We start from the raw sequence: 19,394 nt of genomic DNA, 5'->3' as shown, positions 1-19,394 counted from the left end.
GTTATGACAACCGGCCGCTTATGACAACAGGGTGCCCAGCGGGCTCAGGGGATCAGCGCGCCGAGGTCGAAGTCCTTGGCGAAGGCCAGCATGGCGCCGCAGGCGCTGGCGGACGACACGCGCAGCACGCCGTTGCCGACGACCGTCGGGAACTTGCTCTTCTGAAGCGCCTGCTGGGCACGCTCCAGATCGGCCACCGTCAGCACCATGCCGGCCAGGAAGGGGCGCGGAACCGCCAGCGCCGGGTCGCCGGTCCAGCCCCAATGCAGCGCGGCCGGATCGGCCACCACGATGGGGGCGCTGCCGGTCGGCACGACGCGCGCCGGCCCCCGCGTTTCCACCGCCGTGCCGAACAGCCGGGCGTAGGAGGCGGCGGTGGCGTTGGGATCGTCGGCGGCGACGACCAGGGCGGCGAGGCCGGTCACCGTGTTGTCGTGCTGGATCAGCTCCGGACGCCAGACCACCTCGGGGGTGTGGTGCTGGCACAGGAAGACCCGCCCGCCCCATTCCGACACGCCGTCGATCGGGGTCGTCGTGAAGCGCGCCTGTTGCGCGCCGCCCGGCAGCTCGACGGGACGGCCGAACTCCACCGGCTCGCCCGCCGGATAGCCGGCCTCGACCAGAAGCCGCTGCGCCGCCCGCGCGTCGTCGGTCTTCAGCGCCGCCGCGGCGATACCCTCGCGGGTCTTCAACACGTCGCTGAAAAAGGCGGTGAAGGGGTGCGGCTGTTCGATGGCGAGCAGCTCCAGATAGTCGCCCGCCCCAAACATCATGGTGTGGTTGGCCGACTTCAGCTCGCCATGCCGGCCCTTCGGCGAGATGGTGAAGCCCATGCGGCGATAGGCGTCCTGCGCCTTCTCCAGATCGCGGACGACGATGACGAGATGGTCGATGCCGTTGATTCCGTGTGCGCCCATGACCCTTGGCCCTCCGCTTTGCCGGCTTTTCGCGTTCGGCCAGCCATAGTGCAAGGGGGCGGCGCAGCGCAAGAGTCAGGGCGCAAGGGTCAGGGCGCCAGCGGTCGCTCGCGCCACGCGGCGACGACGTCCGGCATGGGCGGCGATTCCCCATGCTCGCCGTGGATCGCCAGGATTTCCGCCGGGGGAACCACGGCGCCTCGCGCCACGAAGGCGCCCTGCACCACGGCCAGCGCCGCCGTGCCCGTGGCGGTCTCCACCCGGTGCTCGATGAAGAAATACTTATCGTCCCAGCACAGCACACGGGTCGCCAGCTCGAAGCGCTGGAAGGGCGCCAGCGGGCGACGGAAGCGCAGGTTGGCGGCGCCGATCACCGGTTGCCAGCGGTGACGCAGGATCGACCGCCCCATGCCGGAGCGCAGCATCAGATCGACCCGCCCCAGGTCCATGACGCTGAAGTAGCGGGCGTTGGTCATGTGCATGTTGAGGTCGAGGTCGGTCGGCCACACCCGGAAGCGCAGCCGCGCCGGTTCCAGGAACCCCACCGGTCGACCGGTCAGAGCGGACGCGATGACGGCGATCAGGCGGAACAGCAAATTCATAAACTTATCCCCTCCGGCCCGGCCGGGCGGATGGGACCGCACCGGCTCAGGCGCTCTTGGACGCCAATCCGCGCTCGTCCAGCGCGGCCTGCACCTGGGCCCCGATCTCCCGCAGTTCGCCCACGGTCGCCTCCAGGTCCTGGCGCTGCTGCTCCAGGTCCTTCAGCCGCGCGTCGATGCGCTTCTGCAGGACCTTCAATTGCTCCACCCCGCCATCGACGTTGTAGAGGTCGAGATACTCGCGAATCTCCGCCAGCGAGAAGCCCAGCCGCTTGCCCCGCAGGATCAGCTTCAGCCGGGCGCGGTCGCGCTTGGTGTAGACTCGGTTGTTGCCCAGTCGGTTGGGCGAGAGCAGCCCCTTCACTTCGTAGAAGCGGAGGGCGCGCGGCGTGATGCCCAGTTCTTCCGCCAACTGATTGACCGTGTAGAGCTGTTCCATGGTGGGGGGCACGCCTTCCGTCACGTCGCGCCGCGGCGGCGTGGGGGAAGCGATGGCCGCTCGCTCCACGCCGCCGGACGGCGTCTCCGTTCCTACCACACACGCCGCGATGTGACAAAGCCGTGCGCCTTTTCCCGGTCACCCCTCCGGCTGCTGCAACGATTCGGCGATCAACTCCTTCTTGGACAGCTTGCCGACCGCCGTCTTGGGCAGCTCGGCGCGGAACTCGATCCGCTTCGGCATCTCGATCCGCGAGATCTTGTCGCGCAGGAAATCCCTCAACTGCTCCGCGGTCAGGCTGGCGCCGGGCCGGAGCTGGACAAAAGCCTTCGGGCTCTGGCCGCGGTAGTCGTCGGGGATGCCGATGACGCAGACGGCGACCACGTCGGGGTGCTGGTAGATGGCCTCCTCGATCACCCGCGGATAGACGTTGTAGCCACCACAGAGGATCAGGTCCTTCAGCCGGTCGAGCAGGAAGACGTAGCCGTCCTCGTCCATCACCCCGACGTCGCCGGTGAACAGCCAGCCGCCGACGATGGTGCGCCGGCTCTCCTCGTCCTTGTTCCAGTAGCCGGCCATGACGTTGGGTCCGGACAGCACGACCTGCCCCTTCTCGCCGGGCGGCAACACGCGGTCGGGATCGTCGAGCGCGCGGATCTGCACCATGATGCCGGGCAGAGGCAGGCCGATGGAGCCCTCCTTGTTCACCCCGGTCAGCGGGTTGCAGGCGCAGACCGGCGACGCCTCGCTGAGGCCGTAGCCCTCGACCAGCACGCAGCCGGTGGCCTCCTCGAACTGGCGCTTCAGCTCCATCGGCAGCGGCGCCCCGCCGGAGATGCAGTAGCGGATCGACCGCATCGGGTGGCGCGCCACGTCCGGGTGGCTCAGCAGCGCCTTGTACATGGTCGGCACGCCGGGCAGCAGCGTGGGCTTGCGCCGCGCGATGGTCTTCAGCACCTGCAGCGTGTCGAAGCGCGGCAGCATGACCAGCTCCGCCCCCGCCGCCAGCCCCATGTTCAGGATCACCGTCATGGCGAAGACGTGGAAGAAGGGCAGGACGGCGAGCATCCGCTCCTCCCCCAGTGCCATGCCGGGGAACCAAGCCTGCACCTGCCGGGCGTTGGCCACGAGGTTGGCGTGGGTCAGCATCGCCCCCTTGGGCACGCCGGTGGTCCCGCCGGTGTATTGCAGCACCGCCACGTCGCGCCGCGGGTCCAGCCGCACCGGCGGCATTACACCGTCGTTGGCGAGCAGCGCGTCGAAGTCCACATGCCGCCCGTCCTGGGGAATGCTGGCCAGCTCGCTGCGCTTCAGCACGCGGAACAGCACGCTCTTCACCGGCGGCAGGATGGAGGCCATGCGGCAGACGACCACCGTCTTCAGCCGCGTGCGGTCCAGCATCGCCTCGATGCGCGGATGGATCTGCTTCAGATCGAGCGTGACCATGATCTCGGTCCCGGAATCCTCGATCTGGTGCTCCAGCTCCCGCTCGACGTAGAGCGGGTTGTAGTTCACCACCGTGCCGCCGGCCTTCAGGATCGCGAAATAGGCGATCACATAGGTCGGCGTGTTCGGCAGGCACAGTCCCACCCGCACACCCGGCCTCACCCCCATCGCCGCGAAGCCCTTGGCCGCCCGGTTCACCAGTCCCAACACCTCCGCGTAGCGGTAGCGGCGGCCGAGGAAGTCCAGGCACGGACGGTCGGCGTAACGGCGGGCGGCCTCCTCGAACAGCTCGGCCAGTGGGGTCACCGCGATCGGCTGGTCCCAGGCGATTCCCTCGGGGTAGCGGGCCAGCCAGGGATGGGCCGGCGTGTCGTCCCCGATGCTGCCCCGGCGCGCAAGATTCTCGGTCATCTCCGATCCTCCCGGCTGCGCGGCGGTCAGGACAGGCGACGGCGGAAGGCGGTGCGGGGCAACGGGATTCCGGGCGCGGCGGCGGTCTGCATGGTTTCACTCCCCTCGAATTGATTTGATGGTTCCCGGATCGTTGAGGCGCCGGAAACGTTTTGGTTATGACGTTGACGTAAACGTAAACTCTGCTTACTGTCAAGATCCGACAAACACGAATCCAGGGGAGAGAGACCGATCCATGGTTGAGGACATCCTGCGCGAACTCCAGTCCCGCTCCACCAGCTTCCGCAGCCTGAAGGCCGACGTCCGCTTCGCGCTGGAGGATGGCGAGGCGGTGCGGGTCAATGCCCGCGAGACGCCCGTCGCCATCGCGCGGGAGGGTGCTGGGGACGACGATCCCGACTGCACCATCCGCATCTCCGCCGAGAATCTGAAGAAGCTGATGGACGGCCGGCTGAACCCGATGCTGGCCTTCACCATGGGCAAGCTGAAGGTGGACGGCTCGATGGGCGTCGCCATGAAACTGGCGCAGCTTCTCGACGACTGAGCGCCTGCGACCGGGCGACGGAACCGGACGGCGGCACCATAAGCCGCCGCCGCACAACGAACACAGGGAGGGAACATCCATGACGCACGCCCTGCGCGCGGCGCTTGCGGCCGCCGGCCTGCTGCTCTCCGCGGCCGCGGCCCAAGCGGCTGAGCCACGCACGCTGACCTACCGGATTCTGATGGGCGACGATCCGGTGGGCAGCGAAACCGTCCGGCTGGAGCCCCAGGGCGAGGTGACCAAGGTCGCCGTCACCGCCTCGACGCGGGTGAAGGTGCTGTTCATCAACTTCCGCTACGATCACAAGCGGGAAGAGGTGTGGAAGGGCCGGACGCTCGAATCCATGAGCGCCCAGACCGACGACGACGGCACGCCCCACACCATCCGCATGATGCGGACCGGCGGCGGTTACTCCGTCACGGTGGATGGCAAGACGGGCGAAACCGGCGCCAACACCCTGCCCCTGACGCTGTGGACCCCGGAGGTGCTGAAGCGCCCCACCCTGCTATCAGTCATCGACGGCAAGCCTTACAGCGTGCGCACCGACCTCGTCGGCACCGAGACGCTGACCGTCGGCGGGCGCGCGGTGCCGGCGCAGCATCACCGCATCTCCGGCGACGTGGAGCGCGATCTGTGGTTCGACGCGCAGGGCACGCTGCTGAAGACCCGCTTCAAGCGCAGCGGCTACGATGTTACCTACATCCTGGACTGAGATGTGTTCTGCGTGAGGGTGTGATGCCGCTGTTCGTGTTCCCCGACGACCCGTCCTGGAACGAGGAAGCCGACGCCGTCGAGTTCGCGGTGGAGGTCGGGGAGTATCACGGGCGGGTCTTCGTCCCGCGCCGCGCTTTGCAAACCCTCGCCGGCCATCTGCCGAAGCCGGACGAGGCGCTTCAGTATGTCTGCCTGAACCGCCCGGTCTTCGACAAGGCAGTGGAGGCCCGCATCATGGACCGCAAGCTCGATCCGGATGCGAACGTCCATCTGACGGCACGGGACGTGCGGCGGGTGGCGCCGTAGGAGCTTCAGTGGGCGCGTCGGGCCCCCACCCAACCCTCCCCCGCTTCGCAAGGGAGGGCTTTTCTCCTCCCCCTGCGGAGCTCTCGCGCAAACCGGAGGTTTGCGCTGACGCGGCAGGCGGACCTTCGGTCCGCCGAGAGCGGGGGGAGGTCGGGAGGGGGGCCCTACACGACCACCCCTACTCTCAAATGCTGTAATTGTCCGCGATCCCCGACCGCAGCTGCTCCACCTGCTCGCGGAAACCGCCGCTGTCGCGGCCCGGCTCGTTGCGGACATCCTGGACGATGCGCGCCGGGCTGCCGCCCAGCACGATGATGCGGTCGGCGAGATGCACCGCCTCCTCCAGGTCGTGCGTGACGAACAGCACGGTCTTGCCGGTCTCGCGGTGGATGCGCAGCAGTTCGTCCTGAAGGCCGTGCCGCGTGATGGCGTCGAGCGCGCCGAACGGCTCGTCCATCAGCAGGATGTCGGGATCGACGGCCAGGGCGCGGGCGATGCCGACGCGCTGGCGCTGGCCGCCCGACAGCTCATAGGGCCAGCGCCGGCCGTAATCGTCCAGCCGGACGAGGCGCAGCGCGGCGGCCACCCGCTCCTCCCGCTCGGCGGTGGAGATCGGCAGCCCCTCCAGGCCGAAGCGGACGTTCTTGGCGACCCGCCGCCAGGGCAGCAGGCGGGCGTCCTGGAAGACGAGGCTGACCGGACGGTGGCCCGGCTTCTTCGTCTCGTGGATGGTCACGGCACCGGCGCGCGCCGTGTGCAGCCCGGCAACGACGCGCAGCAGGGTCGACTTGCCGACGCCGGACGGCCCGACGATGGCGACGAAGCTGCCCCGCTCGATGGACAGGTCGACGTCCACCAGGACCGGTGGGGCCTCGGCGCCGTAGCCGATGGCGACGCCCTTCAAATCGATCACAGCGGAGCCGTTTACTTTTGCCATGCGAGCACCCGCTGCTGAACCTGCATGAACAGGAAGTCGCACACGCCGTAGAGCGCCGCGATGGTGACCATGTAGAGCACGACGATGTGCGTGGCGAGCAGGCCGGAGGCGTCGGACATGCGCGCGCCCAGGCCGGAGATGCCGAACAGCTCCGCCGCCACCACGGTCATCCAGCCCTGCCCCAACCCGGCACGCACGCCAGCCAGGATGCCCGGCAGCGCGCCGGGCAGGACGATCTTGAACAGGCGCGGAATCAGCCCACCCTGACCGAAGGCGTGGCCGAGTTCGATCAGGTCCTTGTCCACCCCGCGCACCGCGCTGTAGGTGGCGTAGTAGTTGATCCAGAAGACCGTCAGCGCGATCAGGAAGGTCGCCGCCGACTTGCTGACGCCGAACCAGATGATGGCGAAGGGAATCCAGGCGATGGACGGGATGGGGCGCAGCATGCGCACCACCCAGGCCTGAAAGGCGTCCCACACCCCCCAGGTTGCCGCCGCCGTGCCGAAGGTGATGCCCAGGACGGTGCCGAGCGCCAGCCCCGACAGGTAGTGCGACAGGCTGGCGAAGACCATCGCCTGCCAAGTGCCGGACCGGAACTCCGCCAGGAAGGCGCCGGGCACGGCGCTGGGCGACGGCAGCAGCCCGGCGGGCACGATACCGCTGCGCGCCAGCGCTTCCCAGGCGAGCAGGAAAGCGCCGACGCCGAGCGCCGACAGGGCGATGGAGCTGTGAAGCTTCAGCGGCTGACGCATCACGCTTACTTCGCGGCGGCCGCGTCGTAGAAGCGGAAGTCGAACGCTTCCGCCACTGGAATGGTGCCCTCGGCGGAGCCGATCTCCTTGGCGTAAGCCATCATCTGCTCGACCGCCGGGACCACGCCGTGCGGGTCGGCAACGAACTTGGAGCCCGGCGAGCGGAAGGCGGCCTCCAGCGTGGCCGGCTCCATCAGACCCTTGCCCAGATACTCGTTGGCGACCTTGGCGGAACGGGCCGGGTCCTTGGCGATCTGGTCGACGGCGCGGATGTGCGCCTTGAGCAGGCGGGTCAGCGCCTCTCCATGCTCCTTGGCGACCGGACCGCGGACCGCGATGACGGTGCCCGGCTGGTTCGGGAACATCTCCGCGCCGGTGGCGAGCAGACCGACGTTCGGGTCGACCTTCTGGGTCACGGTCACCGTCGGCTCACGAATGGTGGCGGCGTCGAGGGCGCCGGCCAGCAGCGCCTGCTGGGTCTTCTCGATGCCCATGGAGATGATCTCCAGGTTGGCCGGGTCAGCCTTCAGGACCTTGAACAGCCAGTGGCGCAGCACCGTGTCCGGGACCGAGCCCGGCGGCTGCGTGCCGATCTTGACCTTGCGGCCGCTGTCGGCGACGAACTTCGCGATGGACTCCGCGGTGGCCTTGCCGCCCAGCGCCTTGGCGAACTCGCCGCGGCTGGCGACGACCATCTCCTCGACCGCCGAATTGGCGATCACCGACACATCGGCGCCCTTCGAGCGGGCGACCAGGACCGGAGCGACGCCGGCGTAGAGCAGGTCGATCTTGCCGGCGGCCATCGCCTGGATCGCGTGCGGGCCGGATTCGAACTTGGTCAGCTTCAGATCGATGCCCGCCTCGCGTGCCCAGCCTTCCCCTTCCAGGATGAACAGCGGAGCGGCGGCAAGGATGGGGATGTATCCGACCTCCAGCTTCACCGGATCGGCGGCGCGGGCCGCGCCGGGCGTGAAGGCGGTCAGGGACGCGGCGGTCAGGGATGCGACGGCGGCCACAGCCAGCATCGCGGAACGTCGGGTCAGGGCGGTCATGAATCCATCCTCGCTGGAAATACCCGGCCTATTTAGCACATCCCCTATCGGAAGGAAGAGCGAATTGCACAAATTTGCATGATGCAATGCCCTATTAAACTATGAAAATTTGTTCTTTTGACCGTCAAAAAGGCCCAGGCAAAGCGGTTTTCCGGCCTCCGAACTTTGCCGCCGCGATTAGTTCAACCTCTAATTAACATTTATAAAAGATTAGCAACCAATACCCAATCATCCGGTATGACCCACAGCGGGAGAGGGAACATGACCGCCATCGACTCCACAAAGGCGCAGCCCTTCGCATCTGCCCTTTCCCAATGGACCAGAACCGGTCCGACGAAGCTTCAACCCACCATCCCGGGGAACGGCTCCAGCCCCGCAGGCGATCAGGTGACCTTGTCCGCGCAGGCCAAAGGCCTCATGGCCGGAGGTTTGGAAGCGATTCCGGCCAAGGGAGGACCGACGGAGTTCGCCATCACGGGCACCCCGCCGGCGAGCAGCGACCCGACGGACGATTATTTCGCAAAAATGCAGAAGTATTTTGAGGATCTGAACAATTTTACAAAGAAGACCCTCGGCCTGGGCGATCGGGCGGGCGTGACGGGGGTTGGACTCACCGGCGACATCATAAATGTCATGAAGAAGGCGGCGGCGAAGGCGGGCATCGTCGAGCCGGAAATGCCCGCCTCAATCAAGGCGATGAAGGAGGAACGCGAGGCGCGCAGCGCGTCCGAACCGGAGAAGGAACCGGGGCCGGGGATGAAGGGGACCTCCCTGATCACACTGTACATGCCGGAGGACCAGGGTGGCGGACAGGTTGAATTGTGGCTCGACAACAAGGCCCTGGATAAGCTCACCGACCTGTCGGCGCAGAATGTCAAATCCAGCCTCGTCGACCTGATGAAGGGCGACGGCAAGGCGGCTGCGGCGAACGCCGCTATCGACAACGGCATCTTCGGGAAGGCCTTCGCTGAGAACGCCGCTTGGCATCCGGAATTCCGGACCCCGAAAGCGCGCATGGCCTATTTCGACCCGAGCGCGGAACCCGGCGAGTCCCCGCTGTTCATGATCCAGTCGAAGAATCAGGCCGGATACGTGTCCCAGCACGCCGGTGATCTGGCGGCAAACCTCATCAACCTGCTGAAGGCGGCAAAGGACTGAGGCGCCGGCCTTCCCTTCCCGAAGGAAACGGAAAGCCGACGCCCCTCGTGATGCCCGTCCGCGTTACACCCGGTCGCGCTTCAGGGCGTTCCGGCCGAACGCGCCGTCCACATAGTCGAGCAGTTCGCCCAGCGCTTCCACCGGGGTGACTGCGCCGGTGTCGATGGTCAGCTCCGCCGACTCCGGGGCCTCGTAAGGGGCGGAGACGCCGGTGAACTCCGGGATCTCACCGGCGCGCGCCCGGCGGTATAGCCCCTTGGGGTCGCGCGATTCGCAGGTGGCGAGATCGGCGGCCACATAGACCTCGTGGAAGCGCTCGCCGCCGATGGCCCGCGCCCGCGCCCGGTCGGCCTGAAGCGGCGAGATCAGCGAGGCGATGACCAGCATGCCCGCATCGGCGAACAGCTTGGCCGTTTCGGCGACGCGGCGAATGTTCTCCGCCCGGTCCTCCGCCGAGAAGCCCAGCCCGGCGTTCAGCCCGTTGCGGACGTTGTCGCCGTCCAACACGAAGACCTGCCAGCCGCGGTCGAACAGGGCGCGCTCAAGCGCCATGGCCAGCGTGGACTTGCCGGCCCCGGACAGGCCGGTCAGCCAGAGGACGCCACCCTTGTGGCCGTTGGCGGCGTTGCGCTCGTCCGCCGTGACGGCGTGCGAGACCTCGGTCGTGTTGGCCGAAGCGGCGGGCCCCTCGTCCACCTCGACGACGATGCAGCCGCCGACCACGTCGTGGCCGTCGATCAGCACGCCGCGCCCGGTGCGCGACAGCGCCGAGGCGAGATCGACGGCGATCGGCGAGCGGGAGCGCAGGACGACCTCGGCCACCTCGTTGCGGTGGACCGCCTTGGCCGGGGTGCTCGACAGGTCCTCGATGTCGATGACGGCGGTGATGCTCTCCACCGTCACGCGGTGCTCGCCCGTCGTGATCTTCAGCGTGTAGGTCTTGCCGACCGCCAGCGGCTCCGAGGTCAGCCAGAAGGCGCGCACGCCCAGCCGGTGGGTGACGTGCGGCGCGCCCTCTTCATGGTGCGCGACATGGCCGCGCTCGGCGAAGATGCGCTTGTCCAGCGTGATGCCGATGCTCTGCCCGGCCTGGGCGGCGACGATGGGCTGGCTGTGGTTCCACCCCTCGATGCTGACCACCGTGGCGGTGGCGCCGGTCGGCGAGAAGCGCAGCGTGTCGCCGACGCGCAGGCGCCCGCTCTCGATGCGGCCGGCCAGGATGCGGCGGTCGTCGGGCTTGTAGACGTCCTGCAGCGGGAAGCGCAGCGGCAGTTCGGTCGGCGCCTGCTGCGGACGGAAGGCGTCCAGAGCCTCCACCACGGTCGGTCCCTCGTACCAGGGCGCCTTGTCGGAGCGGGTGACGATGTTGTCGCCGTGGCGCGCCGCGATCGGGATCACCGTGGAGGTGTGCAGGCCAAGTTCCGCCAGATAGGTGCGGATCTCCTGCGACACCGCCTCGAACCGGTATTGGTCGAAGTCGACGCGGTCCATCTTGTTGACGGCGACGGCCACCTGACGCACGCCCAGCAGATGCAGCAGGAAGGCGTGGCGGCGCGACTGCTCCAAGGCGCCCTCGGCGGCGTCGATCACCAGCAGAGCGGCGTCGGCCTGGGAGGCGCCGGTCACCATGTTCTTCAGGAACTCGGTGTGGCCCGGCGCGTCGATGATGACGTAGGGGCGCTGTTCCGTCTTGAAGTGGATCTGCGTGGTGTCGATGGTGATGCCCTGGTCGCGCTCGGCCTGGAGCGCGTCCATCACGAAGGCCCATTCGAAGGGCATGCCGCGCTTGCGGCTCATCTCGTGGACCTGCTCCACCTTGCCGTCGGGCAGGCTGCCGGTGTCGTTCAGCAGGCGCCCGATCAGCGTCGACTTGCCATGGTCGACATGGCCGACAATGACGATGCGGAGTTGGCCGTTCAGTTCGTTCCGGATGTCCATGGTCCCAATCCCCGCTTCTTACATGTAGCCCGAGCTGCGCAGGCGCTCGAAGCTGTCCTCGGCCTCGTTGTCCATGGCGCGGCCGGCGCGCTCCGGAATGCGGGTCACGACCAGTTCGGCGATGATCTCGTCGATGGTGCCGGCGGTGCTGTCCACCGGGAAGGTGATGTTCTTCTCGCCCAGCGAGCGGTAGCGCTTGCCGTCCTTGGCGAAGTACAGCGGGACGATGGGAATCCCCTCGCGCTTGGAATAGCGCCAGATGTCCAGCTCGGTCCAATGCAGCAGCGGGTGGATGCGGACGTGGGTGCCTTCGTCGAAGCGGGTCTTGTAATGGTCCCAGAACTCCGCCGGCTGGTCCTTCACGTCCCAGTCGCCTTCCAGCGAACGCGGGGAGAAGACGCGCTCCTTGGCGCGGGTCGCCTGCTCGTCGCGGCGGATGCCGACCATGATGCCCTGGTACTTGCCGGTGCGCAGGAGGTTCTTCAGCCCCTCCGTCTTGCGGGCGGCGGCGCGGGTCAGCGGCGGCAGGGTCTGGTCCATGTCCGCTTCCGGCGGGCACTGCTCCACCCGCAGGTCGAGGTCCCACTCCCCAGCGATGCGGTCGCGGAAGTCGTAGACCTCCTGCAGCTCCATCGCGGTGTCGAGCTGAACGACCGGGAACGGAACGCGCCCGAAGAACGCCTTGCGGCAGAGCCAGAGCAGGACGTTGCTGTCCTTTCCGATCGACCACAGCAGAGCCAGCTTGTCGATGCGGTTGTAGGCCTCGCGGAGGATGTAGATGCTCTGGCTCTCAAGGTAATCGAGATCGGCGGTCATTGTGCGGTTCCGGTCTTCTTGAAGGTGTGAATGCCGCATTCGGTCTTGGCGGTTCCGGCCCAGCGGCCCGACCGCGGGTCCGCACCGGGAGCGACACGCTCGGTGCAGGTGAAACAGCCGATGGACAGGAAGCCGTCGGCCTCAAGCGGGTGGCGCGGCAGGTTGCGCCGCGCGAATTCCTGGTCGATCCGCTCGCGGTCCCAGTGGGCGAGCGGGTTGATCTTGATGCGGCCCGTGCCCTCCTCCGCCTCGAACAGCGGAAGGGCGGCGCGCGTCGATGCCTGGAAGCGCTTGCGCCCGGTCACCCAGGCGTCGAAGCCCTCCAGCGCGCGGTCCAGCGGCACCGTCTTGCGCAGATGGCAACAAGCGTCGTGCGAGCGGGTGAACAGCAGCCCGTCGGGATCCTCCGCCGCCAGATCCGCGTCGGTCGGGCCGATCGTGCGCACGCCGGTCAGGCCGAGCGCGGACACCAGCTTGTCGCGGTAGCGCAGCGTTTCCCCGAACAACTTCCCGGTGTCGACGAAGAGAACCGGGAAGGACGGGTCGGCTTCCGCCGCCAAGGCGAGCAGCACCGCCGATTCCGTTCCGAAGGACGAAACCACAGCAACGCGGCCGTCGAATTCATCACGCAGAAGGGCGTTCAGAAGCACCGCCCCGTTCAGCCGCCCGTAACGTTCGGTCAGATCGGCCACGCGGTCGCGTTTCACAGCCTGGGCAAGTCCATCAAGCATGACCTAATTGCCTATCCACGAAGTGGAGTATTTGTTCTGAATTGCACATTAACACCAGTTTCACGGCGTTGCAATGCATATACATTGTCTACTTGTATTATAGGTTTAAGAGAGTTTGTAAAATCTGTTGATTGCACCCCGCCATCGCGCTTAAATGCGCCCATGATGCCTTTTCACGATAGCTCCGGTGTGCATTTCGGGTGGCCGCGGTGATCCCGGTCGCGCTCGACCCGACGCATGTGCAGATCGCGCTGGTCGGTCAGGGACCGCTGGCGAAGCGCCGTCTCGCGCAGTTGCTGGAAGGCGGCGCGGCACCGGCGGTCTATTCACCGGAACCGGATGCGGAATTGATCGCCCTGTCGGGTGCGGACCTGCGCCGCGCCCTGCCCTCGCCCGGCGACTTGGAGGGCGTGCAGGTGCTGTTCGTCGTCGGCATCGACGACCCCGCCGCGGAGTCGCTGGCCCGTCAGGCGCGCGACCGCAACATCCTGGTCAATGTCGAGGATGTGATTCCGCTCTGTGATTTCCACGCGCCGTCTGTGATACGGCGCGGCGACCTTCTGATGACCGTCTCCACCGGCGGCCGGAGCCCGGCGCTGGCCCAGGTGCTCCGCGAACGGCTGGAGACTCTGTTCCCCGCCGTCTGGGCGGACCGGCTGGCGGAACTCGCCGCGCTCCGCGACCGCCTGCGCGCCACGGGCGCCAAGGGACCCGAGGTGCTGCGCGCCTGCCGGGATATGATCGCCGCCAAAGGATGGCTGCCATGATCGCATCGTCTCTTCTGTCCCAGAACTCTTCTGTCCCGCCTGCCCGCCTTCGAGCCGGGCAGCGTCTGGCTGGCCGGGGCCGGTCCCGGCGATCCGGGCCTGCTGACCCTGCTGGCCGCCAAGGCGCTGGGCGAGGCCGACGCCATCGTCCACGACGCGCTGGTCGGCAGCGGCATCCTGGAGGCCGCCAACCCCCACGCCCTTCTGGTGGACATGGGCAAGCGCGCCGGCCACCCCTCCCCCAAGCAGGAGGCGATCAACGCGCGGCTGGTGGAGCTGGCGCGCGAAGGCCGGCGGGTGCTGCGGCTGAAGGGCGGCGACCCCTTCGTCTTCGGGCGCGGCGGCGAGGAATGCCTGGCGCTGGCCGAGGCCGAGATTCCCTTCCGCGTGGTGCCGGGCGTGACCGCGGGGATCGGCGGGTTGGCCTACGCCGGCATCCCGGTGACCCACCGCGGCTTCGGCACCACGGCGACCTTCGTCACCGGCCACGACAAGGCCGGCGGCCTGCCCGCCGATCTGGACTGGGACGTCCTGGCGCGGCTGCCCGGCGCGCTGGTGTTCTACATGGCGCTGGGCACCATCGGGACCATCGCCGAACGGCTTGAAGCCGCCGGCAAGCCGCCGATGACCCCGGTCGCCATCGTGTCGAGCGCCAGCACCGAGGCGCAGAGCGTCATCGAGACCAATCTTGCCCATTGCGCCCGGGACGTCGTGCGGCTACAGGCCAAGCGCCCCGCGATCGTCGTGGTCGGTGAGGTCGTGCGGCTGCGCGCCCTGATCAGCGCGTGGCAGCAGACCACCGGCCAGAACCCGTTTTCCATCGCCGTGTCGGCGTGAGCGTTCGTTTTAGGAGTTGAAGGCATGGCGTTGAACGATAAGTCCAGGAACGAGGCGGTGCTGAAGGCCATCACCGCCAACCGCCTGCGCGACGGCGAGGTGATCTTCCTCGCTCCCGGCCCCGGCCTCGGCTGGGTGGAGCGTCTGGACGACGCCGCCCTGTTCGAGGACGCGGCCGCCGCTGACACCGCCCTGGCCGCCGCCAAGGCGCAGGCGGAGGGCGAGCAGTTCGCCGTGGACGTCTACGCCTTCGACCTGCGCGTCGTGGACGGGCAGCGGGTGCCGGTCAAGACGCGGGAGCGCATCCGGGCGCTCGGCCCCACCGTCCGCATCGATCTCGGCAAGCAGGCTGCGGCCTGAACCGGGCGGCCACTTTTTTGACAAGGGCGAGTTCCATGAACCACATCGCGCCCGGCCGCAACGCCGGGGTCTACAGCTACGACGACATCGACCGCCGCTTCGTCGCGGAGCGCGTGGAGCAGTTCCGCGCCCAGGTCGAGCGCCGCCTGTCCGGTGAGCTGACCGAGGACGAGTTCAAGCCCCTGCGGCTGATGAACGGCCTCTACCTCCAGCTCCACGCCTACATGCTGCGCATCGCCGTTCCCTACGGCGTCCTGACCGCGCGGCAGCTCCGCAAGCTGGCCGAGATCGGGCGGAAGTACGACAAGGGCTACGGCCACTTCACCACCCGGCAGAATCTCCAGTTCAACTGGATCAAGCTGGAGGACACCCCGGCGATCCTGCATGAGCTGGCCGAGGTGGACATGCACGCGCTGCAGACCAGCGGCAACTGCGTGCGCAACGTCACCACCGACCAGTTCGTGGGTGCGGCGCGGGACGAGGTGGTGGACGGGCGCGTCTACGCCGAGATCCTGCGGCAGTGGACGACTCTGCACCCCGAATTCACCTTTCTGCCGCGCAAGTTCAAGATCGCCATCATGGGGTCGGACGCCGACCGTGCGGCCATCCGCGTCCATGACGTCGGCGTCTTCGCCAAGCGCAACGAGCGGGGCGAGGTCGGCTTCACTTTCTACGTCGGCGGTGGCCTCGGCCGGTCGCCCTTCATCGGCAAGTTGATCCGCGACTGGGTGCCGGAGGAGGACTTCGTCGCCTATCTCGAAGCCATCCTGCGCGTCTACAACCAGTACGGCCGGCGCGACAACATCTACAAGGCGCGCATCAAGATCCTCGTCCACGAGCTGGGCCAGGAGAAATTCACCCAGGAGGTGGAGGAGGAGTTCGCCCGCCTGCGCGGCCCGAAATACCGCCTCGCGCCGGAGGTCGTCGACGAGATCCGCCGCCGCTTCGGCGGTCCGGCTTATGAGACGCTGACCGACGAGCCGGAGTCCTTCCAGGCCGCCAAGGCCGCGAACCCGGACTTCGCCCGCTGGGTGGCGGTCAACGTGCTGGCCCATAAGGTCCCCGGCTACGCCGCCGCCACCATCTCCCTGAAGCCCGCCGGGGGCATTCCCGGCGACGCCACGTCGGAGCAGATGGAGCTGATCGCCGATCTGGCCGACGCGCACAGCTTCGGCGAACTCCGCGTCAGCCACGCCCAGAACCTCGTCCTCGCCCATGTCCGGCAGGACGAACTGTTCACCCTGTGGACGGCGCTGGAGGCCAACGGACTGGGCACGCCGAACGCCGGGCTGATCGGCGACATCATCGCCTGCCCCGGTCTCGACTACTGCGCGCTGGCGAACGCCCGCTCGATCCCGCTGGCCCAGGCCATCTCGGCCCGCTTCGCCGACCCGGCGCGGCAGCAGACCATCGGCGAGCTGGGCATCAAGATCAGCGGCTGCATCAACGCCTGCGGCCACCACCATGTCGGCGCCATCGGCATCCTCGGCGTGGATAAGAAGGGCGAGGAGTTCTACCAGATCACCGTCGGCGGCGACCCGACCCTGACCACGGCCATCGGCGACATCCTCGGCCCGGCGGTGACCGCCGACGAGACGGTGGACGCCATCGAAGCCATCGTTGAGGTCTATCTGTCCAACCGGCACGACGGGGAACGCTTCATCGACACGCTGAAGCGCGTCGGCCACGGCCCGTTCAAGGAGAGAGTCTATGCCGCTCATTAAGGACGGCCGCATCGTCGAGGACGAGTGGGTCGCGGTCGCCGACGGCGACCCGGTTCCCGCCGACCGTCCCGCCATCGTCACCTTCGAGCGCTGGCAGGCGGAGCGCGCGAACTTCGACGGCCGCAACGCGGCGCTCGGCGTCCGGGTCAAAAGCGGGACCCTGGCCCCGGCCGTCGCGCCGGACCTGGACCGCTTCGCCCTGGTGGCGATCGAGTTCCCCAAGTTCCGCGACGGCCGCGGCTTCTCCACCGCGCGCGAGCTGCGGGAGCGCTTCGGTTATCAGGGTGAAATCCGGGCCGTCGGACACGTCATCCCCGACCAGTACCGCTTCCTCCTGCGCACCGGCTTCACCTCCGCCGAGGCGCCGGAGAACACCAACCCGGAGAGCTGGGCGCACGCCCTGACGGAGATCACCGTCGCCTTCCAGCCGTCGCTGGACGACCCGCAGCCGCTGTCGCTTCTGCGCCGCCGCCTGGGGTCCTGACACGCTTCGCCCGGCGCCCGCGTCCCAATGTCATGGGCGCGGGCGCGGCGCGGTTTCACACCCCGCCAAACGCCCAGAACAGGCCGCCCGCCGCCGCCGCGGCAAGCGCGACCAGCACCCCGGCCACGGTGCGCCGCAACCGGGCCTCGCGCCGTTCGACCTCCTGGCGCTTTCTCAGCAGATATTGTTGCTCCGGCCCGAGAAAGGCCCCCGAATCGCCGTCCAGAGAGACGGAGCGTTTCGCATTGCCCCGGCTTCGTACGACCGGGGAGGTCCGGACCTGCGGTAGCGGCGCCCGCCCCTCAAGAACCATCGATTCGCCCGCCAGGGAACGCCCCGTGGCGGAGCGCCCCCGGCCGGTCTTCCTGGATGCCTTGCGTCTCTTGCTCGCCATAGCCCTTCCCTCACCATCCGCCTGCGGAGCATAGCGGTCCCGGCCGGCTTATCCACCCCCGGAACGCGGCAGGCCAGCAAAGTCACACCGCATGGTTTCCGACCCTCATGCCGACGCATTGGGCAATTGAGGCGAATTTGCGGCAATCCAACGTCAGTTCCCGCGAATGCGGGCGAACGGCGGGAAAAATCCCGACAACATTCCTCACATGGCCAGCCAAAATCCGTACTATGCGGCATCGCGCCGATGCAGCCAGGATTCTCGCATGTCCCATGACGTTCCGCTTATTTCCATGATCGCCATCGCATTCGGGTTGGCCTTCATCTTCGGATACCTCGCCGACCGCATTCGCTTGCCTCCCCTCGTCGGTTATCTGGTCGCCGGCGTCATCATCGGTCCCTTCACGCCGGGCTTCGTCGCCGACGGTGCCCTGGCCGCCCAGCTGGCCGAAATCGGCGTCATTCTCCTGATGTTCGGCGTCGGTCTTCATTTCTCGCCCTCGGACCTGCTGGCGGTCCGGAAAATCGCCATTCCCGGCGCGGTCGGCCAGATCGGCCTCGCCACCGCGCTGGGCGTCGGACTGGCCTGGCTGTGGGGCTGGAGTCTCGGCGCCGGCCTCGTGCTGGGCCTCAGCCTGTCGGTGGCGAGCACGGTCGTGCTGCTGAAGGCCCTGGAAGAGCGCGACATGCTGAACACCGCCGAAGGCCGCGTGGCGGTCGGCTGGCTGATCGTCGAGGACCTCGCGATGGTCCTGGCGCTCGTCCTGCTGCCGGCCCTGGCGGAGGTCCTGGGCGGCCACGCGCCGGGCGCCGCAGGGGGCGCCACCGGGGGCCATGGCGCCGGCTCGGACGGCCCGATCTGGCTGACGCTGGCCCTGACGCTGGGCAAGGTCGCGGCCTTCTCCGTTCTGGCGATCGTGCTCGGCCCACGCGTTGTCCCGGTGATCCTGACCAACGTGGCGCGCACCGGCTCGCGCGAGCTGTTCACCCTGTCCGTTCTCGCCATCGCGCTCGGCGTCGCCTACGGCTCGGCGGTGCTGTTCGGCGTGTCCTTCGCGCTCGGCGCCTTCTTCGCCGGTGTGGTGCTGAACGAATCGCGCTTCAGCCACAAGGCGGCCACCGATTCGATGCCGTTGCAGGACGCTTTCGCCGTTCTGTTCTTCGTGTCGGTCGGCATGCTGTTCGACCCGTCGATCCTACTGCGCGACCCGCTGGCGGTCATCGCGGTGGTGGCCCTGATCGTGGTCGGCAAGTCGCTGATCGCCTTCGGCATCGTGATCCTGCTGCGCTTCCCGGTGGGCATGGGTTTGGCGGTGTCGGCCAGCCTCGCGCAGATCGGTGAATTCTCCTTCATCCTCGTCGGCCTGGGCATGTCGCTCGGCCTGTTGCCGGAGGAAGGGCGCGACCTCGTGCTGGCCGGCGCCCTGCTGTCGATCACGTTGAATCCGGCGGTCTTCGCGGCCGTCGCGGCACTGCGCAAGCATCTCCAGGCCAAGCGCGCCGCCGGCGTGCCGCCCTATGGCTGGGAGCAGTTCGAGCAGCTCCAGAGCAGCCTCGCCGACGCCCGCCACCAGGCCGAGGAGCGCGAGAAGGAGCACGACCTGCAGATCCAGGCGCTCGCCAAGACCTTCCCGGTGCTGTCGCTGCTGGACGCGCACGAGCAGGAGCGGCTGATGATGCTGTTCCGGCCCAAGTCGGCGGTGCCTGGCGAGCGGATCATCCGCAAGGGCGACCGCGCCAACGCCATGTACTTCATCTCGTCCGGCGCCGTGGAGGTGCTGATGGAAGGCCAGACCATCCGCCTGGGCGCCGGCACGATGTTCGGCGAGATGGCCCTGCTGAGCGGCCAGCGGCGCAACGCCGACGTCGCCGCGGTCGACTATTGCCAGCTTCAGGTGCTGGAGCGGCGCGACTTCAACCAGTTCACCGCCCGCCATCCGGCGCTGCGCACCGCCCTGATCGACATGGCCGCGCAACGGCGCAAGATGAACCAGCAGGACGCCGCCACCGACGAGGCCGTGGCCGCATCGGAAAGCGCCGCCTGAACGGACGCGCATTGAAACGGA

21 protein-coding genes are annotated in these 19,394 nt (G+C 68.0%); 10 read left to right on the top strand and 11 right to left on the bottom strand.

Annotated features, from left to right (window positions below; genetic code table 11):
• Positions 1–44: 44 nt before the first annotated feature.
• The 4 genes from ACWPN7_RS24955 to ACWPN7_RS24940 form a co-directional block, all read right to left on the bottom strand.
• Entirely contained in the window at positions 45–917 is an 873-nt protein-coding gene (locus ACWPN7_RS24955) for a VOC family protein (RefSeq protein WP_451992096.1), read from the bottom strand.
• An 89-nt stretch (positions 918–1,006) separates the two neighbouring features.
• Entirely contained in the window at positions 1,007–1,519 is a 513-nt protein-coding gene (locus tag ACWPN7_RS24950) for a thioesterase family protein (protein ID WP_459196564.1), read from the bottom strand.
• 46 nt (positions 1,520–1,565) lie between these two features.
• The gene (locus ACWPN7_RS24945) at positions 1,566–1,958 is read right to left on the bottom strand and encodes a MerR family transcriptional regulator (RefSeq protein ID WP_014240764.1); all 393 of its coding nucleotides are present in this window, start codon (positions 1,956–1,958) and stop codon (positions 1,566–1,568) included.
• 138 nt (positions 1,959–2,096) lie between these two features.
• Positions 2,097–3,815 carry a long-chain-fatty-acid--CoA ligase gene (locus tag ACWPN7_RS24940; protein ID WP_459196563.1) on the bottom strand — a complete coding sequence of 573 codons (1,719 nt, stop codon included), beginning with the start codon at positions 3,813–3,815 and terminating at the stop codon, positions 2,097–2,099.
• Between the two features lie 235 nt (positions 3,816–4,050).
• Here ACWPN7_RS24940 and ACWPN7_RS24935 point away from each other — a divergent pair, with 235 nt between their 5' ends.
• The 3 genes from ACWPN7_RS24935 to ACWPN7_RS24925 all read left to right on the top strand — a co-directional run bounded on the left by ACWPN7_RS24935 (position 4,051) and on the right by ACWPN7_RS24925 (position 5,379).
• Positions 4,051–4,359 carry an SCP2 sterol-binding domain-containing protein gene (locus tag ACWPN7_RS24935; protein WP_119508228.1) on the top strand — a complete coding sequence of 103 codons (309 nt, stop codon included), beginning with the start codon at positions 4,051–4,053 and terminating at the stop codon, positions 4,357–4,359.
• 79 nt (positions 4,360–4,438) lie between these two features.
• Entirely contained in the window at positions 4,439–5,071 is a 633-nt protein-coding gene (locus ACWPN7_RS24930; protein WP_145699983.1) for a DUF6134 family protein, read from the top strand.
• Between the two features lie 23 nt (positions 5,072–5,094).
• Positions 5,095–5,379: a DUF1488 family protein gene (locus ACWPN7_RS24925; protein ID WP_038527656.1), complete on the top strand. Its 285-nt coding sequence runs from the start codon at positions 5,095–5,097 to the stop codon at positions 5,377–5,379.
• Positions 5,380–5,563: 184 nt separating this feature from the next.
• Here the strand turns inward: ACWPN7_RS24925 and ACWPN7_RS24920 are convergent, their stop codons facing one another.
• Genes ACWPN7_RS24920 through ACWPN7_RS24910 form a run of 3 tightly spaced genes read right to left on the bottom strand, consistent with a single transcriptional unit; the run spans position 5,564 to position 8,120 of the window.
• Entirely contained in the window at positions 5,564–6,316 is a 753-nt protein-coding gene (locus tag ACWPN7_RS24920) for an ABC transporter ATP-binding protein (RefSeq protein ID WP_014240760.1), read from the bottom strand.
• Positions 6,304–7,068: an ABC transporter permease gene (locus ACWPN7_RS24915; RefSeq protein ID WP_038527652.1), complete on the bottom strand. Its 765-nt coding sequence runs from the start codon at positions 7,066–7,068 to the stop codon at positions 6,304–6,306. The genes ACWPN7_RS24920 and ACWPN7_RS24915 overlap by 13 nt, the downstream gene beginning before the upstream one ends.
• 5 nt (positions 7,069–7,073) lie before the next feature.
• The gene (locus tag ACWPN7_RS24910; RefSeq protein ID WP_038527650.1) at positions 7,074–8,120 is read right to left on the bottom strand and encodes an ABC transporter substrate-binding protein; all 1,047 of its coding nucleotides are present in this window, start codon (positions 8,118–8,120) and stop codon (positions 7,074–7,076) included.
• Positions 8,121–8,381: 261 nt separating this feature from the next.
• On the opposite strand from ACWPN7_RS24910, the gene ACWPN7_RS24905 reads away from it, so the two are divergent.
• Positions 8,382–9,278 carry a hypothetical protein gene (locus ACWPN7_RS24905; protein WP_459196562.1) on the top strand — a complete coding sequence of 299 codons (897 nt, stop codon included), beginning with the start codon at positions 8,382–8,384 and terminating at the stop codon, positions 9,276–9,278.
• 63 nt (positions 9,279–9,341) lie between these two features.
• Here the strand turns inward: ACWPN7_RS24905 and cysC are convergent, their stop codons facing one another.
• Genes cysC through ACWPN7_RS24890 form a run of 3 tightly spaced genes read right to left on the bottom strand, consistent with a single transcriptional unit; the run spans position 9,342 to position 12,763 of the window.
• Positions 9,342–11,216: an adenylyl-sulfate kinase gene (gene cysC / locus ACWPN7_RS24900; RefSeq protein ID WP_459196561.1), complete on the bottom strand. Its 1,875-nt coding sequence runs from the start codon at positions 11,214–11,216 to the stop codon at positions 9,342–9,344.
• Positions 11,217–11,234: 18 nt separating this feature from the next.
• On the bottom strand, positions 11,235–12,032 hold the full coding sequence (gene cysD, locus ACWPN7_RS24895; protein ID WP_014240756.1) for a sulfate adenylyltransferase subunit CysD: 798 nt from the start codon (positions 12,030–12,032) through the stop codon (positions 11,235–11,237).
• Positions 12,029–12,763, bottom strand: coding sequence for a phosphoadenylyl-sulfate reductase (locus ACWPN7_RS24890; RefSeq protein WP_103038988.1), 735 nt, complete (start codon positions 12,761–12,763; stop codon positions 12,029–12,031). Before ACWPN7_RS24890 ends, cysD begins: the two co-directional genes overlap by 4 nt.
• 200 nt (positions 12,764–12,963) lie before the next feature.
• On the opposite strand from ACWPN7_RS24890, the gene ACWPN7_RS24885 reads away from it, so the two are divergent.
• The 5 genes from ACWPN7_RS24885 to ACWPN7_RS24865 are packed head-to-tail and all read left to right on the top strand — an operon-like array spanning position 12,964 to position 16,935.
• On the top strand, positions 12,964–13,530 hold the full coding sequence (locus tag ACWPN7_RS24885; protein WP_456529846.1) for a precorrin-2 dehydrogenase/sirohydrochlorin ferrochelatase family protein: 567 nt from the start codon (positions 12,964–12,966) through the stop codon (positions 13,528–13,530).
• 30 nt (positions 13,531–13,560) lie between these two features.
• Positions 13,561–14,367: a uroporphyrinogen-III C-methyltransferase gene (cobA, locus tag ACWPN7_RS24880; RefSeq protein WP_492273492.1), complete on the top strand. Its 807-nt coding sequence runs from the start codon at positions 13,561–13,563 to the stop codon at positions 14,365–14,367.
• A 24-nt stretch (positions 14,368–14,391) separates the two neighbouring features.
• Complete coding sequence (locus tag ACWPN7_RS24875; RefSeq protein ID WP_207197996.1) at positions 14,392–14,727, top strand: DUF2849 domain-containing protein; 336 nt, start codon at positions 14,392–14,394, stop codon at positions 14,725–14,727.
• A gap of 35 nt (positions 14,728–14,762) precedes the next feature.
• Positions 14,763–16,451, top strand: coding sequence for a nitrite/sulfite reductase (locus ACWPN7_RS24870; protein WP_038527642.1), 1,689 nt, complete (start codon positions 14,763–14,765; stop codon positions 16,449–16,451).
• Positions 16,438–16,935: a DUF934 domain-containing protein gene (locus ACWPN7_RS24865; RefSeq protein ID WP_456525023.1), complete on the top strand. Its 498-nt coding sequence runs from the start codon at positions 16,438–16,440 to the stop codon at positions 16,933–16,935. The genes ACWPN7_RS24870 and ACWPN7_RS24865 overlap by 14 nt, the downstream gene beginning before the upstream one ends.
• A 55-nt stretch (positions 16,936–16,990) precedes the next feature.
• Here the strand turns inward: ACWPN7_RS24865 and ACWPN7_RS24860 are convergent, their stop codons facing one another.
• On the bottom strand, positions 16,991–17,329 hold the full coding sequence (locus ACWPN7_RS24860) for a hypothetical protein (protein WP_459196559.1): 339 nt from the start codon (positions 17,327–17,329) through the stop codon (positions 16,991–16,993).
• A gap of 265 nt (positions 17,330–17,594) precedes the next feature.
• Here ACWPN7_RS24860 and ACWPN7_RS24855 point away from each other — a divergent pair, with 265 nt between their 5' ends.
• Positions 17,595–19,373, top strand: a complete 1,779-nt coding sequence (locus ACWPN7_RS24855; RefSeq protein WP_459196558.1) for a cation:proton antiporter domain-containing protein — start codon at positions 17,595–17,597, stop codon at positions 19,371–19,373.
• Positions 19,374–19,394 lie beyond the last annotated feature (21 nt).

This window comes from Azospirillum sp. UENF 312511 (genome assembly GCF_058780635.1).
This window is presented reverse-complemented; position numbering and strand designations above follow the sequence as displayed.

Coding starts and splice junctions, on each gene's coding strand:
- ACWPN7_RS24915 (WP_038527652.1), bottom strand. CDS start 7,068: ATGCGTCAGCCGCTGAAGCTTCACAGCTCCATCGCCCTGTCGGCGCTC.
- ACWPN7_RS24930 (WP_145699983.1), top strand. CDS start 4,439: ATGACGCACGCCCTGCGCGCGGCGCTTGCGGCCGCCGGCCTGCTGCTC.
- ACWPN7_RS24910 (WP_038527650.1), bottom strand. CDS start 8,120: ATGACCGCCCTGACCCGACGTTCCGCGATGCTGGCTGTGGCCGCCGTC.
- cysD (WP_014240756.1), bottom strand. CDS start 12,032: ATGACCGCCGATCTCGATTACCTTGAGAGCCAGAGCATCTACATCCTC.
- ACWPN7_RS24860 (WP_459196559.1), bottom strand. CDS start 17,329: ATGGCGAGCAAGAGACGCAAGGCATCCAGGAAGACCGGCCGGGGGCGC.
- ACWPN7_RS24890 (WP_103038988.1), bottom strand. CDS start 12,763: ATGCTTGATGGACTTGCCCAGGCTGTGAAACGCGACCGCGTGGCCGAT.
- cysC (WP_459196561.1), bottom strand. CDS start 11,216: ATGGACATCCGGAACGAACTGAACGGCCAACTCCGCATCGTCATTGTC.
- ACWPN7_RS24935 (WP_119508228.1), top strand. CDS start 4,051: ATGGTTGAGGACATCCTGCGCGAACTCCAGTCCCGCTCCACCAGCTTC.
- ACWPN7_RS24955 (WP_451992096.1), bottom strand. CDS start 917: ATGGGCGCACACGGAATCAACGGCATCGACCATCTCGTCATCGTCGTC.
- ACWPN7_RS24925 (WP_038527656.1), top strand. CDS start 5,095: ATGCCGCTGTTCGTGTTCCCCGACGACCCGTCCTGGAACGAGGAAGCC.
- ACWPN7_RS24875 (WP_207197996.1), top strand. CDS start 14,392: ATGGCGTTGAACGATAAGTCCAGGAACGAGGCGGTGCTGAAGGCCATC.
- ACWPN7_RS24905 (WP_459196562.1), top strand. CDS start 8,382: ATGACCGCCATCGACTCCACAAAGGCGCAGCCCTTCGCATCTGCCCTT.
- ACWPN7_RS24945 (WP_014240764.1), bottom strand. CDS start 1,958: ATGGAACAGCTCTACACGGTCAATCAGTTGGCGGAAGAACTGGGCATC.
- ACWPN7_RS24855 (WP_459196558.1), top strand. CDS start 17,595: ATGTCCCATGACGTTCCGCTTATTTCCATGATCGCCATCGCATTCGGG.
- ACWPN7_RS24940 (WP_459196563.1), bottom strand. CDS start 3,815: ATGACCGAGAATCTTGCGCGCCGGGGCAGCATCGGGGACGACACGCCG.
- ACWPN7_RS24920 (WP_014240760.1), bottom strand. CDS start 6,316: ATGGCAAAAGTAAACGGCTCCGCTGTGATCGATTTGAAGGGCGTCGCC.
- ACWPN7_RS24950 (WP_459196564.1), bottom strand. CDS start 1,519: ATGAATTTGCTGTTCCGCCTGATCGCCGTCATCGCGTCCGCTCTGACC.
- ACWPN7_RS24865 (WP_456525023.1), top strand. CDS start 16,438: ATGCCGCTCATTAAGGACGGCCGCATCGTCGAGGACGAGTGGGTCGCG.
- ACWPN7_RS24870 (WP_038527642.1), top strand. CDS start 14,763: ATGAACCACATCGCGCCCGGCCGCAACGCCGGGGTCTACAGCTACGAC.